Origin of the sequence: Dyella humicola (genome assembly GCF_026283945.1) — a bacterium.
GTDB classification, from domain to species: Bacteria; Pseudomonadota; Gammaproteobacteria; order Xanthomonadales; family Rhodanobacteraceae; genus Dyella; species Dyella humicola.
This window is the reverse complement of record NZ_JAPDPC010000001.1, coordinates 1,997,052-2,012,534: the sequence shown is the minus strand read 5'-3', so window position 1 is coordinate 2,012,534 and position 15,483 is coordinate 1,997,052. Positions and strand designations below refer to the sequence as shown.

Here is a 15,483-nt window from a genome sequence, read left to right as displayed (position 1 = left end):
GGCTGGCCACGCCCGTCAGGCTCGTATCCCGCGCCATGCTATGAGCTCTGGCTCTTTAGGCCATTTTCTTTGGGTTACTTTTCTTTTGGGCCAGCAAAAGAAAAGTGACCCGGACCGCGGCAGCGGTTCGGAACGCCCGCTGCGTAAGCGGCAAGCTGGCCATAACGCTCGGTTGTAGCGCGATCGCGTGCACCCGCCCCTCATCCCAACCCTCTTCCCTGTGGGGAGAAGGAGCCGAAGCCGCGCCGGGCGAGCCCGATCGCGAAAATGCAAACATCCAAGAGCAGGGCGAACTACCGCGCCAACTCCAGATCCGCCGAAGGCCGCACCCGCATCAACCACAACGCGACCACCACGCTCACCGCAGCCGTCATCGCCACATAATGCGCCGGTGCCATCGGACCCGCACGCTCAGCGAGGTAGCCGATCAAGGTCGCCGTGCTGGCACCAAACACGGCATACGCCACGTTGTAGGCGAACGAGATACCCGAGTAGCGGATCGGCGCGGGAAATGCCGACACCATGACCGTTGGGATCACGCCCACCGCACCGACGAGGAAGCCGGTCAGCGCATAGAGCCAGAGGAAGTGCGTGCCGCCGGCGCCAAGATCCGCAAACAGCGCATACGTCCCGGCGACCAATGCCAGCGAGCCAACCAACAGCGCGCGTGCGGCGCCGATGCGGTCGACCAGCCAGCCATAGGCGAGACAACCGATGCACAGGCCGAGCGCGGCCAGGCTATTGCCCAGGAAGGCCTTGTCGGCGGCGATGCCAAACGACTTCTGCGCCAGGCTTGGCAGCATCAGGATCAGCACCAGGATCGCCGCGGTGAGCACCCAGGTAACTGCCATCGACATCAGCACGGCACCGCGATGGGCGGTGAGCACCATGCGCAACGGCAGTTCGCGACTCAGCGCCTTGCGTTCGCGCAGCGCGGCAAATACCGGTGTCTCGCTAAGCCAGCGGCGCAGCCACACCGCAACAAAGCCGAACACGCCACCGAGCAGGAACGGCAAGCGCCAGCCCCAGCCAAGCACGTCGTCAGGCGAGAGATGGTGATTAACCCATGCCGCGGTGAGCGACCCGATAAGAATGCCCACGGTCAGCCCCGAAGTGAGACAGGCGCAGGCGAAGCCCACGCGCCCGGTGGGGGCATGTTCGGCCACGAATACCCAGGCGCCCGGTACCTCGCCACCAATGGCAATGCCCTGCACCACGCGCATCAGCAACAGCAGCAGCGGGGCCAGCACACCGACGGACGCGTAGACCGGCAGCAAGCCGATCGCCAGCGTCGGCAATGCCATAAGGAATACGCTGAGCGTAAACATGCGCTTGCGGCCCTGGCGATCGCCAAAGTGCGCCATGACGATGCCACCTAGCGGGCGGGCCAGGTAGCCGGCGGCGAAGATGCCGTAGACCTGCAACTGGGCCAGCCAGGGCGCGGTGTCATGCGGAAAGAACAGCTTGCTCAGTGGCAGTGCAAAGAACACGAACACCACGAAGTCGTAGAACTCCAGCGCGCCGCCCAGCGACGCCAGTACCAGCGTCTTGATATCGCTGCCGCCCAAGGTGCGGCCAACGGCTGCGGGCGACGATACGGGCGTGAAGACTTGCGACATCGGCTGTCCTGCAGGCTAGGTGAAGGTGACGCGAAACCTTACACCAAGCACGTGGCCAAACATGGCTGTCTACGAGAAATTCATTTCCCATCCTGGCTAAGTTGGCGCGCTCCGCAACTGGACAGGCAGGTATCGCCATGCCACTCGTACGGCATCATTAGGAACTTTCCTAGGCCAGAAGTCATGGAGTTTTGCTAGCCTAGGCCCGCTCGGACCTAGGTCCTGGCGCCAGCACCGAATCAGCATTGCAATGGAAGTCATGCAAGAACGTTTCTGACGTTTCCAATGAAACCCTGGCAAGGAGAGTCCCGATGAGTATGGGCAAGCGTTTGGGGGCCGAGTTTTTCGGTACCTTCTGGTTGGTTTTTGGCGGTTGCGGCAGTGCGATCTTCGCTGCGGCCTTTCCCGAGTTAGGCATCGGCTTTGCCGGTGTCGCCCTCGCCTTCGGTCTCACCGTAGTGACCATGGCGTATGCCGTTGGCCACATCTCAGGCGGCCATTTCAATCCCGCCGTGACCTTGGGCCTGTGCGCCGGCGGCCGCTTTCCGGCCAAGGACGTGGTGCCATACATCGTCATCCAGGTGATCGGCGGCCTCGCCGCGGGTGCGGTGCTTTATACGATTGCCAGCGGCAAGGCGGGCTTTGACGCCAGTGCCGGGTTCGCTTCCAATGGCTTTGGCGATCACTCGCCCGGCGGCTATTCGTTGCATGCATGCATGGTGGCGGAGTTCGTGCTTACTGCGTTTTTTCTTATCGTGATCCATGGCGCCACCGACAAGCGTGCGCCCGCCGGCTTTGGCCCGCTCGCCATCGGCCTGACGCTTACCCTGATTCACTTGGTCTGCATTCCCATCACCAACACCTCGGTGAACCCGGCACGCAGCACCGGCGTGGCGTTCTTCCAAGGTACCTGGGCCATCCAGCAGCTATGGATGTTCTGGCTGGTGCCGCTGATCGGCGGCGCGGTGGGTGGCTTGATTTATCGGTATGTGTTGGAAACGCGGGACTAGGACACGCTGCTTCTTGTCCGTCATTCCCGCGGCTTTAAACAGCCGAAGGGCTGGTCAAGCGGGAATCCAGCGCCTTTCGGTCTGCTGCTAAGACACTGGATCCCCGCTTGACCAGCCCTTCGGCTGTTTAAAGCCGCTGGGATGACGGGCTCGGAGGTGGTCGTCCTCGCGTGCGCCTCGGCGAGCGCCGGCGCTCCGCTAAAGCTCGTACAACTCGATCGGCAATCCATCCGGGTCCGCGAAAAACGTAAAGCGCCCCCCGGTGTATTCGTCGATGCGGATGGGTTCGCAAGCCACACCACGATCGTGCAACGTGGCTACCACCGTATCGATATCCGGCACGGCGAACGCCAGATGGCGCAGGCCTTGTGCCTCCGGTCGCGACGGGCGCGGCGGCGGACTCGGAAAGGAAAACAACTCCAGGCTCACACCCGGGCTCACCTCAAGATCGAGCTTCCACGAATCGCGCGCCTCGCGATACACCTCGCGGACGATGCGAAATCCGAGCGTCTCGCTATAGAAGGCTTTCGATCGCGCATAGTCCGAGCAGATCAGCGCCACGTGATGGATGGCCGGCAACAAGGGCGATGTCACGCGATCAGGCCGAGGAGAACGGAAAGGTCAGTACGTCGGCAATTGCGTCGGTGCCGACCAGGCACATCAACAGGCGCTCGATGCCTAGCGCCACACCGGCGCAATCGGGCATCGCATCGAGCACCTCGAGCAAGCGTTCGTCGATGGGAATGGTGTGCTGCCCGCGCCCGCGTCGCACGTCGTTGTCGCGCTCGAAACGGCGGCGCTGCTCCGTCGCGTCGTTGAGTTCATGGTAGCCATTGGCTAATTCGTAACGCCCCAGATACAACTCGAAGCGTTCGGCCATCGGCGGATCGCCGGGTCGAACCTTGGCCAGCGCGCATTGCGACGCCGGGTAGTCATGGATGACGGTAATGCGATCGCGCGGAAACGCTGGCTGCAGCTTGTGCGTGATGATCAGGTCGAGCCAGTCGTCCCGGGTCAAGCCCGCAGGCTCGATGTTGTATTCATGCAAGGTGGCGCGCAGCTCCTCGATGGGCGCATGCATCGGGTCGATGCCGAGCTCGTCAATGAACAACTGCCGGTAGCCCTCGACCAGTACTTCGGCCCGCCGCCCCACCATCGCCAACGACGCTTCCACCAGCCCGATGGTCTCTTCCATCAACTGATGATGATCCCAGCCGACGCGATACCACTCTAGCATGGTGAATTCGGGATTGTGTCGCCCGCCGGCCTCGCCATTGCGAAACACGCGACCCAGTTCGTAGCAGTCACCCACGCCAGTGGCGAGCAAGCGTTTCAGCGGATGCTCCGGCGAGGTACGCAACCAACGCTCACGCGAACCTGCATCGACATGACCGCTGAACGTGGTGCTGAAGCTCTGGATATTCGGTTCGGTGTTGCCGGCGGCGGAGAGTATGGGCGTCTCCACTTCCAGCACCGCGCGTTCTGCAAAATACGCGCGGATCAACGCATTCAGGTGCGCACGAAGATGCAAGCGCCCAGAAAGATGCAGGGTCATGACGCGCGCTCGTGCGTGGCCAGCAAGGCGAGCAGCTGAGCCTCATCCCAGACCTCCACACCGAGTTCGTGCGCCTTGTCGAGCTTGGAGCCTGCGGCTTCACCCGCCACGACGAAACTGGTCTTCTTGGACACCGAGCCGGCGACCTTCGCACCCAGTGCCTCCAGCCGCTCCTTCGCTTCATCACGACTGAGCGTCGGCAAGGTGCCGGTCAGCACGACGGTTTGACCTTCCAAAGCCGCCGTGGTCGTCGCCGATGCCCTTGGAATGGCATCGAGCAACTCGTGCATGGCCGCATCGGCCTCGCGCAAGGGACGAAGGTTTTTCTCGTGCGCAAGGAAGGCTTCGAGATTGGTAGCCGCGGCGGAAGGCAGGCCCGCCACGATCCAGTGTGACGCGCCGGCGGCGATCAACTTATCCAGCGTGGAAAACCGCTCGGCCAGCAGTTTCGTGCTCTTCGGCCCCAACTTGTTGATCCCCGCCATATCGAGCAGCACGGCGAGATCGAGTTGCGCGCGCAACTTGGGCGACGGATGCGTCTCGTCGGCAAATACGATGCCCGCAGCAAGTAGTGCATCCACCACGTTCTGGTTGCCCGCCTGAGCAAAAAAGCCGGCAATCGAAGTCGCCACTTCATTGCCGACGTCGGGCAGCACGCGCAGGATCGGCGCTGGCATGCGGCGAATCACGGCCAGGCTGCCCAGCCATGCAGCCAGCGTCTTGGCCGTGCTTTCACCGATATGCATGATGCCCAGGCCGAACAGGAAGCGCGGCAGCGTGGTGCGCTTGCTGGCCTCGATCGCTTCGATCAGGTTCTCGGCCCATTTGGTGGCGACCTTGCCCTGCTTCACGGTTTCCGGCGTGCTGCCATCCCGCTCGTCGGCCCGGCGCTTCATCTCGAGGAAATCGTCGAGCGTGAGGCGATAGAGATCGGCCGGCGTATGCACATAGCCGAAATCCACCAGCGCATCGACGAAGCGCTCGCCGATGCCTTCGATATCCATGGCTCGACGCGCGGCAAAGTGGATCAAGGCTTCCTTGCGCTGCGCCGGACAGATCAAGCCGCCCGAACAACGCCAGGCCGCCTCGCCTTCCTCACGCAGCAGGGCCGAACCACACACCGGGCAATGCGACGGCATGTGCCAGGGGTGCGTATGCGTCGGGCGCAACTCAGGCATCACGCGCACGACTTCGGGAATGACGTCACCGGCGCGGCGGACGATCACCGTATCACCCACGCGTACGTCGAGACGCGCCACCTGATCGGCGTTATGCAAGGTGGCGTTGGTTACCGTGACGCCCGCCACCTGCACGGGTGCCAGGCGCGCCACCGGCGTGGCGGCGCCGGTGCGGCCAATCTGGATCTCGATGGCTTCGACCGTCGTGGTTTGTTCCTGCGCCGGGAATTTGTGCGCGATGGCCCAGCGTGGCGCGCGCGAGACAAAGCCCATCGCGCGTTGACCGGCGTAGTCGTCCAGCTTGTAGACCACGCCGTCGATGTCATAAGGCAAGCCATCGCGTTTGGCGCCTATGCGCTGGTAGAACTTGATCAACCCTTCGAAGCCATGCGCCGTGTCCACCTCGGGCGACACCGGAAGGCCCCATTCACGCAGCGCCGCCAGGGTTTTCGAATGGGTCGGCGGCAATTCGCCCCCCTGAACTTCGCCCACGGCGTAGGCAAAAAAACTCAGCTTGCGCTTGGCGGTGATGGCCGGATCGAGCTGGCGCAGCGAACCTGCCGCACCATTGCGCGGGTTGGCCAAGGTCTTTTCCCCGGCGGCGCGCGCACGCGCATTGAATGCCTCGAAGTCCTTATGCAGCATGATCACTTCGCCACGCACTTCCAGCACGCGCGGCCAGCCTTCGCCCCTCAGGCGCAGCGGAATGGCCCGCACCGTGCGCAGGTTGGCGGTGACGTCCTCACCGCTTTCACCATCGCCACGCGTGGCGCCCTGCACGAAAACGCCGTCTTCGTAACGCAGGCTGATGGCCAGGCCATCGAGCTTGGGCTCCACCGAGAACACCGGACTGCGGCGATCGAGTGTCTGTTCGATGCGCCGCTCGAAGTCGGCTACCTCGCGAAAGCGCTCGCGATCGCCCTCGCCCTCCTGCTCGAAGGCGTTGTTGAGCGAAAGCATGGGGATGGCGTGACGGACCTCGGCGAAGCCCCCTTGCGCCCGCGCACCCACCCGGCGCGTGGGTGAATCGGATGTAGCCAAGGCTGGATGCGCCTCTTCCAGCGCCTCCAGCTCGCGCAGCATCCGGTCGTACTCGAGGTCCGTGATCTCCGGATCGTCGAGTACGTGGTAGCGATAGTTGGCGCGTTCGATCATTTCCCGCAGCTCGATCGCGCGGGCTTGCCATTCGTGGGCCGGGTTCTGGCTCATGCGGATGTCCTCATAAGCCGAAGTTTAACGAGTCGCGGGCCGTTTCTGCTTCATCACCCGGCCGGTGTCGCGCCTTTCAGCACGAAAAACACATGATCGTCACGCGAAGGCCTAAGGAAGGTCCGAATAAGTCACTACCCGTCATTCCCGCGAAGGCGGGAATCCAGTGACTTCAAATGGTTGCAAAGACACTGGATCCCCGCTTTCGCGGGGATGACGACTTGTTCGGACCATCCCTAGCGGTGCAGGTCACCGGCTGCCTCTGGCTGGTACGCGATGTCCAACACACGGAGCTGGCGCTGTTGGCTATCGGGCGTGGGCCAGTCGATCTGCTGACCCTTGGTCAAGCCGAGCAAGGCACTGCCCACCGGGGCAAGAATGGACACGGTGCCGTCGGCGCGTACCGCGGAAGGGTAGACCAGGCTTACCGTCAGCTCCTCGCCAACGCCCTCGTCCTTGAAGGTCACCACCGAATTCATGGTCACGACGTCAGCCGGCACCGCCGCGGGCTCAACCACCTCGGCCCGATCCAGCTCGCCGCGCAACGCGTTGTACTGGGCCGCTTGCGCGGGCGGCATGCGCTCCAGCAGCGCTTCGATGCGCTCCAGGTCCAGGCGGGAAACGACGATGGATGGCTTGCTGCTCATGATGACTCCTGTCCGTTGGCGCGAGCGGCGCCTGCGTGCGGGTGACCACAAAAGACGACGCGTCGGGACGGAACCGCCCCGACGCGCCAGGTCAATGTGATCGCTTGCGATCCATACCTGTTCGCGCTCATTGCCATCAAAGCAGCAACAGCGAACGGGTTCTAAACTGAAACAGCCATGACTTTGGACGTGGCCTTGCGCAAAAGCAAGCCATCGCAGCAGGTATCATAAGAGGCCATGCCCGAGAACATCGCCGCTACGGAGGCATCCCTGCCCGTCTCGCCATCACCGGAAGACGCGGGACCGCAATCGACTACCGAACCCCCATCGTCGAGGGAACGGTATCGCGGACTTATCTGGCTGGTCGCGGCCGCCTTCTTCATGCAGGCGCTGGACTCCACCATCGTCAACACCGCCGTGCCCGCCATGGCCCAGGCGCTCAAGGTCACGCCGCTGGGCATGCGCACGGCGCTCACCAGTTATGTGCTGACCCTGGCCATCTTCATTCCGGCCAGCCCGTGGCTGTGTGACCGTTTCGGCACGCGACGCATCTTTGCCGCGGCGATCGCCACCTTCACCATCGGCTCACTCCTTTGCGGCATTGCGCAGACCTTGCCGCAGCTGGTGGCCGCGCGCGTGCTCCAAGGCCTGGGCGGTGCGGCACTGATGCCGGTGGGTCGCTATGTACTCGTGCGCAGTATCGACAAGCGCGACTTCGTGCGCTCGATGAGCACGGTGGCAACGGTTGGATTGCTTGGCTCGGTGCTCGGCCCGCTACTCGGTGGTGCGCTGGCCCAGTTCGCGACATGGCGACTGATCTTCCTGATCAACGTGCCCGTCGGCCTCATCGGCATGTGGATGAATCGACGCAGCATGCCCGACTACCGGGTCGATGACGTGCACCGGTTCGACGCCATCGGCTTCCTGCTGTTTGCCGCGGCGTCGGCCATGCTGCTGACCGCCTCCGAAGTGGCCAGCGGCGGCGGCGGGCGATGGCTGTGGATTGCCACGTATGGCGTGCTGGCCGTGGTCTTCGGCGGCATCTATGTATGGCATAGCCGACGCACTGAACACCCGGTGGCTGACCTCAGCTTGCTGCGCGTGTGCAGCGTATGGGTGTCGCTGGCTGGCAATTTGTTTACGCGTCTGGGCGTGTCGGGCATGTTCCTGTTGCTGGTGCTGTTCCTGCAGATTGGTTGCGCTTGGTCGCCGCTGATGGCGGGCTTGATGATGGTGCCGCAGGCCATGGGCTCGATTGCAGCGAAGTGGTTTATCAACCGGCTGCTCAGTCGGGTCGGCTACCGTCGTCTACTATTTGCCAACACGCTGATGGTCGCACTGCTGCTGGCTTCTTTTGCCCTGCTCGGCAAAAGCTCGCCGATGTGGCTGATCGCGTCGATGGTTTTCGTCTACGGTGGCTTCATGGGTATGCAGTACACCGCCATGAACACGCTGATTTTTAACGACCTTGACGTGAAATACGCCTCGATGGCCTCGTCCATGGCCTCCACCGCGCAGTACCTGTCGATGAGCTTCGGCATCGCGCTGGCCTCGTTGCTGATGGAAGCGCTGCTGAAAGGCCACACGCCCGAAGACTACATCCCGGCATTTCGCTGGACGGTGCTGCTGCTTGGCGTGGTGACGGCCACCGCCAGCTGGGTCTTCAGCCGCCTGCCAGCGGAACGTTCTTCGCGCGGGGCTCGCGCCAGCGATTAGGCGGCGACGGCCGGCCCAAGCAGGTAGCATGCAAGGCACTGTCCAGCTGCCAAGTTCCTCTGCATGCATCACGCCGGCGACATTCTTCTCACGCTATTCATCGTGTTCGTGGCTGCCCAGATCGGCAGCGAGATCGCGCAACGGCTGAAGCTCCCGGGCGTGGTGGGCGAGATCGCGGCTGGCTGCGTGATCGGCCCCTCGGTGCTTGGCTGGATCGTGCCCGACCAGATTGCCGCGGGCACGCCGCTCGACGTGCTTGCCGAGATTGGCGTCGTCCTGCTGCTGTTCTCAGTCGGCCTGGAAACGCGCCTGGAGGACCTGAAGAAGGTCGGCAAGGTGGCCTTCCTGGTCGGCGTGCTCGGCGTGATCGTGCCGTTCGGCATGGGCAGCTTGTGGGCACACGGCAGCGGCTTCGACTGGAGTCGCTCGCTGTTCGTCGCCGCGGCTTTTGTCGCTACATCGGCGGGTATCACGGCTCGCGTCTTGCAGGAACTGGGTGCGCTGCAACGCGTCGAGAGCAAGGTGATCCTGGGCGCGGCGGTGATCGACGACATTCTCGCCATGCTGCTGCTTGGCGTGGTGGTGTCCCTGCAGGGCGGCGAGGGCTTCGACCCGATCCACCTGCTGACGGTGCTGGTCGGCGCGATCGGCTTCATCGCGGTGATTGGCATTGGTGGTGCGCGCGTGATGCGTTGGAATTCCAGCTGGCTGGACAAGCCGCAACATCCGCAGTCGGCGCTGGCCATCGTGCTGGCGCTATGCCTGGGCCTGGCCTACGTCTCCACCCGCTTCGGCCTGGCCGCCATCATCGGCGCCTTTCTCGCCGGCATGATCGCGTCGGAGACGCGCCAACAGCACACGCTGGAAAAGCAGACGCAGCCACTGCTCGCGCTGCTCACGCCATTCTTCTTCGTCATCACCGGCAGCAAGATCGACCTGCACCTGCTGGCCAATGCCGAAACCGAGATCATGTTGCTGGTGGTGACGCTGATCGCCATCGCCTCCAAGCTGATCGGCGGTTTTCTCGGCGCGCTGTCGCTGGGTCGGCGCAGCGCCACCATCGTGGGCTTCGGCATGGTGCCGCGCGGCGAGGTGGGCGTGGTCATTGCCAGCCTCGGCTTGACCGCCGGTGTGTTCACCGACCGCATTTACGCGATCATCGTGGCCATGTCGCTACTCACGGCGATGATTACTCCGCCGGTGCTGGCGTGGTTGCTCCGCCGCGGTGGCGCGGCCCAGAACCCCATTGAGGTACCCGAGGCGAAAGGCTGACCTAGTCGCCGCGCATGGAGCGATAGGCATCAAGTGCAGCAACTCGCGTGGCGCCCAAGTCCACCATCGGCGCGGGATAGCCGCTGCGCCTGAGCAGGGCTGCGTCCTTCCATGGCTCGTACAGCAGGGGCAGCGCGGCCGATGCAAGCTCGGGCAGCCATCGGCGCAGATAGTGCCCCTGGGCGTCGAACTTCTGCGCCTGGGTCACCGGGTTGAACACGCGAAAGTACGGAGCGGCGTCCGCGCCGCTTCCGGCCACCCACTGCCATCCCAGCGTGTTGTTGGCCAGATCAGCGTCCACCAGGGTGTCCCAGAACCAACGGGCACCGTGACGCCAATGCTGCCGAAGGTTTTTGCACAGGAAGCTGGCGACGATCATGCGCACGCGGTTATGCATCCAGCCGGTATGCCAGAGCTCGCGCATGCCAGCGTCTACCAGGGGAATGCCGGTGCGGCCGCGCTGCCAGCGCTCAAGCCATGCACCGTCCTCCGCCGCCCAGCTGAAACCATCGAAGCGCGCATTGAAGTTCGCCGTCGGTGTGTCGGGAAAGTGGTAAAGCAGATGATGCGCGAATTCGCGCCAGCCCAGTTCGCGTAGATAGGGCTCGATATCCGGACGGCGTCGGGCATCCGTAGCGGCGATCCGATCCGCCAACTGGTGATGAATTTGCCGCGGCGAGATCTCGCCAAAATGCAGATGTGGCGACAACCGCGACGTGCCATGACGCGACGGCAGATCCCGCGCCTGCGGATAGTCGGCGATGGCATCGTCGACAAAGATCTCCAGTAGTTCCTGTGCGCCCAACTCGCCCGGCCGCCACGCTTCGCTGAGGCCACGGTCCCAGGGGATCCGGGGCAATAAGCGCAACGCTTCCAACGGCGCGCCGCCTACCGCCTCCACACCACGCAAGGCTGATGGCACCGGCAAGGGCTGGGGGATGCCCAACTCAGTGCGCAAGCTTCGCCAGAAGGGCGTAAATACGCGATACGGCCCCTGCTGCTTGGTTTCGATCTGCCAGGGCTCGCACCAGAGCGCGGCGTTGAAGCTTTGCGCCTGCACACCATGCTCACGCAGTGCCGCCTTGATGCCACGATCCCGCGCGATGGCGGCCGGCTCATAAAGCCGATTCCAATACACCGACGTGGCGCCGGTTTGCGCGAGCAGCTGCTGGAGCACGGCAAGGCTGTCGCCTTGTCTGATATGTAGCGACATGCCCCGCTCACCGAGTTGCGCCTGCAAAGCGGCCAACGAGTGATGCAGCCACCATTGGCTGGCGCCGCCGGGCATCCAGTCGCCCTCTTCCTCTGGCGCATGGATATACAGCGGCAACACCCGATCGTGCGCGTCGCAGGCGGCGCTCAGGGCAGGATGGTCGGCGAGGCGCAGATCGCGGCGGAACCAGACGATGGCGGTGGTCATGGGTGCAGCTTAGCTTTTGGGGCGCGGGTCTCCAAAAGCAGTGCATTTTTCCGTCATTCCCGCGAAAGCGGGAATCCAGCGATTTTCGGCCCTCTGAAGACAAAGTCACTAGATTCCCGCTTTCGCGGGAATGACGAGCATCTTTTCGAGGGTTCCCTCAAGCGTCGATCAAAGCTCGACGCAGTCGAAGCGACGATCGGTGCTGACGTCTTCCTCGTAGTTCACGTCTTCGCGACCGAAGCCGAACAGGCGCAGGAAGTCATGCTTGTAGCCGGCGTAGTCGGTGAGCTGCGGGAGGTTCTCGGTGGTCACGGTGGGCCACATTGCCTTGCATGCCTGCTGCACGTCATCTCGCAGTTCCCAGTCGTCAAGGCGCAGACGGCCCTCGTTGTCCGTGGTCGCCGCCTGGTGGTCCTTGCGATACAGGGATTCGCGGAACAAGCGGTTGATCTGCTCGATGGTGCCTTCGTGCAGGCCCTTCTCTTTCATGATGCGAAATACCATGGAGACATACAGCGGAATCACCGGGATCGCCGCACTCGCCTGCGTCACCACCGACTTCATCACACCGACGTAGGCTTCGAGTCCCTCGGCTGCGTGCCGCTGCTTCAGCTGACGCGCCGTGTTGTCCAGATGCTGCTTGGCCTGGCCCAGGGTGCCGTGCCAATAGATCGGCCAGGTGATCTCGGTGCCCACATAGCTGTAGGCCACCGTCTTGGCGTGCTTGGCCAGCACGCCAGCCTCGCTCAGAGCGTCGATCCACAGCGACCAGTCCTCGCCACCCATGACGGTGACGGTGTCCTTGATCTCCTGTTCGGTCGCCGGCTCCACCGACACCTGCACGACGGCGTCCTTGTTGGTGTCGATCGAAGTGGCGGTAAACGCTTCGCCGATGGTCTTGAGCGAGGAACGCACCACTTCGCCCGTGTCCGGCAACTTTCTGACCGGCGAGGCCAGCGAGTAGACCACGAGGTCGATCGGGCCGCCCATCTCGTTCTTGATCAGCTCGATCGCGCGGGCGCGGGTCTCGTTGGAAAACGCATCGCCGTTGATCGACTTGCTATATAGGCCGGCCTGCTTGGCCAGCTTGTCGAACGCGGCGGAGTTGTACCAGCCGGCGGTGCCGGTCTTGGTCTCGCTGCTGGGCTTTTCGAAGAACACGCCGAGCGTCGCCGCGCCATAGCCAAAGGCTGCCGTGATGCGCGAGGCCAGACCGTAGCCGGTGGAGGCACCAATCACCAGCACGCGCTTGGGACCGTCACCCAGGCTGCCTTGCGCCTTGGTGATGTCGATCTGTTCAAGCACATTGCGCTCGCATCCGACCGGATGAGCCGTAATGCAGATAAAGCCACGCACCTTGGGATTGATGATCACTCGCTAGCTCCTGGTAGCAAACCGCAAACCCACATGATAACCCGGGCCCAGGGCCATTCGCCGCCGTAGGGATACGGCCAGCGGGAACCCCGCCCGTCACAGGGGAATCAGGTCGGCATCAGGCGTTGTAGACGCGCCCTTTCCAGTGCGAGCGCACGCCGCGCCAGAAACGGATGGCCGAACTCCAGGTCATGGCGAGATAGAGGGTCGCGCTGAGCGGCAGCAGCAGTGCCCACAGCGGGGACATCCGGTAGTAGCGGAGCATCGGCAGGTAGCTCACGGTCATGGCCAGCCACGCGGTCAAAGCCAGCGGCCAGACCTGCGGCGCACCGAGCAAGGCCAGCGGCGCACCGTAGGCCAGGGCAAAGACTGCTGTCACCGCCAGCAACAGCGTGGTGGAATAGCCGAGCTGGGTGAACGCCGATCGGGCCACCATCTGATGGATGGACGCCAAACTCCCGTAAGGGCGCAGACTCACCACATCACGGCTCAGCCCAAGCCAGATGCGATAGCCCGCCTGCTTGACCTGACGCGCCAAGGTGCAATCGTCAATCAAGGCATCACGCAGGCTGGCAAACGCACTGATACGCCGCAGCACCTCGGTATCCACCAGGATGCAGCCACCCGCCGCCGCCGCCACGAAACGACTCTTCGCGTTGGACAACGCAAACGGATAGAGCAGCTTGAAGTAGTAGACGAAGACGGGCAGCAACAGGCGATCCCAGAAGCTGGTACGCCGAAGGTCGGCCATCAGCGACACCAACTGACGTTGCTCGCGGCGCTTGTGCGCCACCAGGGTGGCCAGCATGCCCGGCTGCAACTGGATATCGGCGTCCAGCAACAAGGTCAGCGCCGTGTGCACCTGCTTGCTGCCCTGCTCCAATGCCCATAGCTTGCCGGCCCACCCTTCAGGCAAAGGCTGGCCGCTGATCACGCGGGTACGCGGGAATGCCGCAGCGATGCTGGCCGTGTCATCCGTGGACTGGTCGTCGACCACGATGACGTGAAGCCCCGTCCCCTGCGATTGCAAAGCAGCGAGGGTGAGGCCAAGCACGTCACCCTCGTTACGCGCCGGAATCAGCACGGTTACGTCGCTAAGATCGAAGGCCTGGCCCGCGAAGGGATCGGCCTCGAGATGTTCGCGCGTGCTCCAGGGCCGCCACGGCACCAGCAACAGACCCAGCCACATCAAGGCGGGCACGAGCGCACACGCAAGCATGAACATCGGCGTCAGTGGCCGGCATCCACTCCTGGCGTGGCGCTACGGCGTTGGATGGCGCTGATCGGGATGTGCACCGCAGTAGCATCGGCACGCTCGCCATACATTACCGGCAGGTCCGGAGCCATCGCGCCATCGGTGCGCGGACCAAACGTAGCCACGCGGGCGGCCCGCAGCGGATGCGCAAAGGTATCGTTGACCGCACTACCTTCGAAGCCACAGTGCGCCATGCAGTTATCGCACTTGGGGTTGATGCCGACCCCGTACTTGTCCCATTCGGTGTCCTCCATCAACTCCTTGTAGGTCTTGGCGTAACCCTCGTCGACCAGCAAATAGCAGGGCTTTTGCCAACCGAAGATGTTGTAAGTGGGATTGGACCAGGGCGTGCACTGATAACTCTGGTTGCCGGCGATGAAGTCGAGGAACATCGACGACTGGTTGAACACCCACTTGCTCTTGCGCTCCTTGCCGAGCCTGAAGATGTCGCGAAACAGCTGTTTGCTTTCAGTGCGCCCCAGGAACACGTCCTGACGCGGCGCGTGCTGGTAGCTGTAGCCCGGTGACACCGTGATGCCTTCGATGCCGAGCGACATCGCGAAATCGAAGAAGTCAGCGATCTCCTCCGTCGGCTCGTTATTGAACAGCGTGCAGTTGATCGTCACACGGAACCCGCGCGACAACGCGAGCTTGATCGCCGTCACCGCCTTGTCGAACACGCCATCCATGCAAACCGATGCGTCGTGGCGCTTCTCCAGACCGTCAAGATGAATCGACCAGGTAAAATACGGCGAGGGCGTGTATTCGTCGATGTGCTTCGGCAACAGAATTGCGTTGGTGCACAGATAGACGAACTTCTCGCGCGCGATGATGCCCTGCACGATCTGCGGCAGGTCTTTGTGAATCAGCGGCTCGCCACCGGGAATGGAAACCACCGGCGCATCGCACTCGTCCACGGCGCTCAAGGCGTCCTCGACACTCATGCGTTTCTGCAGGATGTCCTTGGGATGATCGATCTTGCCGCAACCCGCGCAGGCCAGATTGCACTGGAATAATGGCTCCAACATCATCGCCAGCGGATAACGCGACTGGCCGCTGAGTTTCTTGCCGACGATGTAGCTGGCGATCTTGACCTGCTGAATAAGAGGAATGCCCAACGGAATCTCCTCGTAGCGTATCGACCGACCTCTCCGACGCTTCGCCATACCCATGGCGAGAATCAAGCGCCGGAGCCGTCATGCGTAGATGTTGAGTATATCCATCCAAA

12 protein-coding genes are annotated in these 15,483 nt (G+C 63.1%); 3 read left to right on the top strand and 9 right to left on the bottom strand.

Annotated features, from left to right (window positions below; translation table 11 throughout):
* Positions 1-293: 293 nt before the first annotated feature.
* Positions 294-1,619 (bottom strand): MFS transporter, encoded by a 1,326-nt coding sequence (locus OUZ30_RS08985; protein WP_266181889.1) that lies wholly within the window; start codon positions 1,617-1,619, stop codon positions 294-296.
* Between the two features lie 311 nt (positions 1,620-1,930).
* Between OUZ30_RS08985 and aqpZ the strand changes: the two genes are divergently transcribed.
* The gene (gene aqpZ / locus OUZ30_RS08980) at positions 1,931-2,629 is read left to right on the top strand and encodes an aquaporin Z (RefSeq protein ID WP_266181888.1); all 699 of its coding nucleotides are present in this window, start codon (positions 1,931-1,933) and stop codon (positions 2,627-2,629) included.
* Between the two features lie 198 nt (positions 2,630-2,827).
* On the opposite strand, the gene gloA2 is transcribed toward aqpZ, so the two are convergent.
* The 4 genes from gloA2 to rnk form a co-directional block, all read right to left on the bottom strand.
* The gene (gene gloA2 / locus OUZ30_RS08975) at positions 2,828-3,223 is read right to left on the bottom strand and encodes an SMU1112c/YaeR family gloxylase I-like metalloprotein (RefSeq protein WP_266181887.1); all 396 of its coding nucleotides are present in this window, start codon (positions 3,221-3,223) and stop codon (positions 2,828-2,830) included.
* Between the two features lie 4 nt (positions 3,224-3,227).
* Positions 3,228-4,184, bottom strand: coding sequence for an EF-P lysine aminoacylase EpmA (gene epmA, locus OUZ30_RS08970; protein WP_266181886.1), 957 nt, complete (start codon positions 4,182-4,184; stop codon positions 3,228-3,230).
* Entirely contained in the window at positions 4,181-6,571 is a 2,391-nt protein-coding gene (gene ligA / locus OUZ30_RS08965; protein WP_266181885.1) for an NAD-dependent DNA ligase LigA, read from the bottom strand. Before ligA ends, epmA begins: the two co-directional genes overlap by 4 nt.
* 236 nt (positions 6,572-6,807) lie before the next feature.
* Complete coding sequence (gene rnk / locus OUZ30_RS08960) at positions 6,808-7,218, bottom strand: nucleoside diphosphate kinase regulator (RefSeq protein WP_266181883.1); 411 nt, start codon at positions 7,216-7,218, stop codon at positions 6,808-6,810.
* A gap of 237 nt (positions 7,219-7,455) precedes the next feature.
* Between rnk and OUZ30_RS08955 the strand changes: the two genes are divergently transcribed.
* Positions 7,456-8,934 carry an MFS transporter gene (locus OUZ30_RS08955; protein ID WP_266181882.1) on the top strand — a complete coding sequence of 493 codons (1,479 nt, stop codon included), beginning with the start codon at positions 7,456-7,458 and terminating at the stop codon, positions 8,932-8,934.
* A gap of 63 nt (positions 8,935-8,997) precedes the next feature.
* Positions 8,998-10,206, top strand: coding sequence for a cation:proton antiporter (locus OUZ30_RS08950; protein WP_266181881.1), 1,209 nt, complete (start codon positions 8,998-9,000; stop codon positions 10,204-10,206).
* 1 nt (position 10,207) lies between these two features.
* On the opposite strand, the gene OUZ30_RS08945 is transcribed toward OUZ30_RS08950, so the two are convergent.
* From OUZ30_RS08945 to hpnH, 4 genes are all read right to left on the bottom strand, one after another.
* Positions 10,208-11,626, bottom strand: a complete 1,419-nt coding sequence (locus tag OUZ30_RS08945; RefSeq protein WP_266181880.1) for a cryptochrome/photolyase family protein — start codon at positions 11,624-11,626, stop codon at positions 10,208-10,210.
* 168 nt (positions 11,627-11,794) lie between these two features.
* Positions 11,795-13,000, bottom strand: coding sequence for an enoyl-ACP reductase FabV (fabV, locus tag OUZ30_RS08940; RefSeq protein ID WP_266181879.1), 1,206 nt, complete (start codon positions 12,998-13,000; stop codon positions 11,795-11,797).
* 118 nt (positions 13,001-13,118) lie between these two features.
* Complete coding sequence (locus OUZ30_RS08935) at positions 13,119-14,225, bottom strand: glycosyltransferase (RefSeq protein ID WP_266181877.1); 1,107 nt, start codon at positions 14,223-14,225, stop codon at positions 13,119-13,121.
* 5 nt (positions 14,226-14,230) lie between these two features.
* Positions 14,231-15,373, bottom strand: a complete 1,143-nt coding sequence (gene hpnH / locus OUZ30_RS08930; RefSeq protein WP_266181876.1) for an adenosyl-hopene transferase HpnH — start codon at positions 15,371-15,373, stop codon at positions 14,231-14,233.
* Positions 15,374-15,483: the final 110 nt, after the last annotated feature.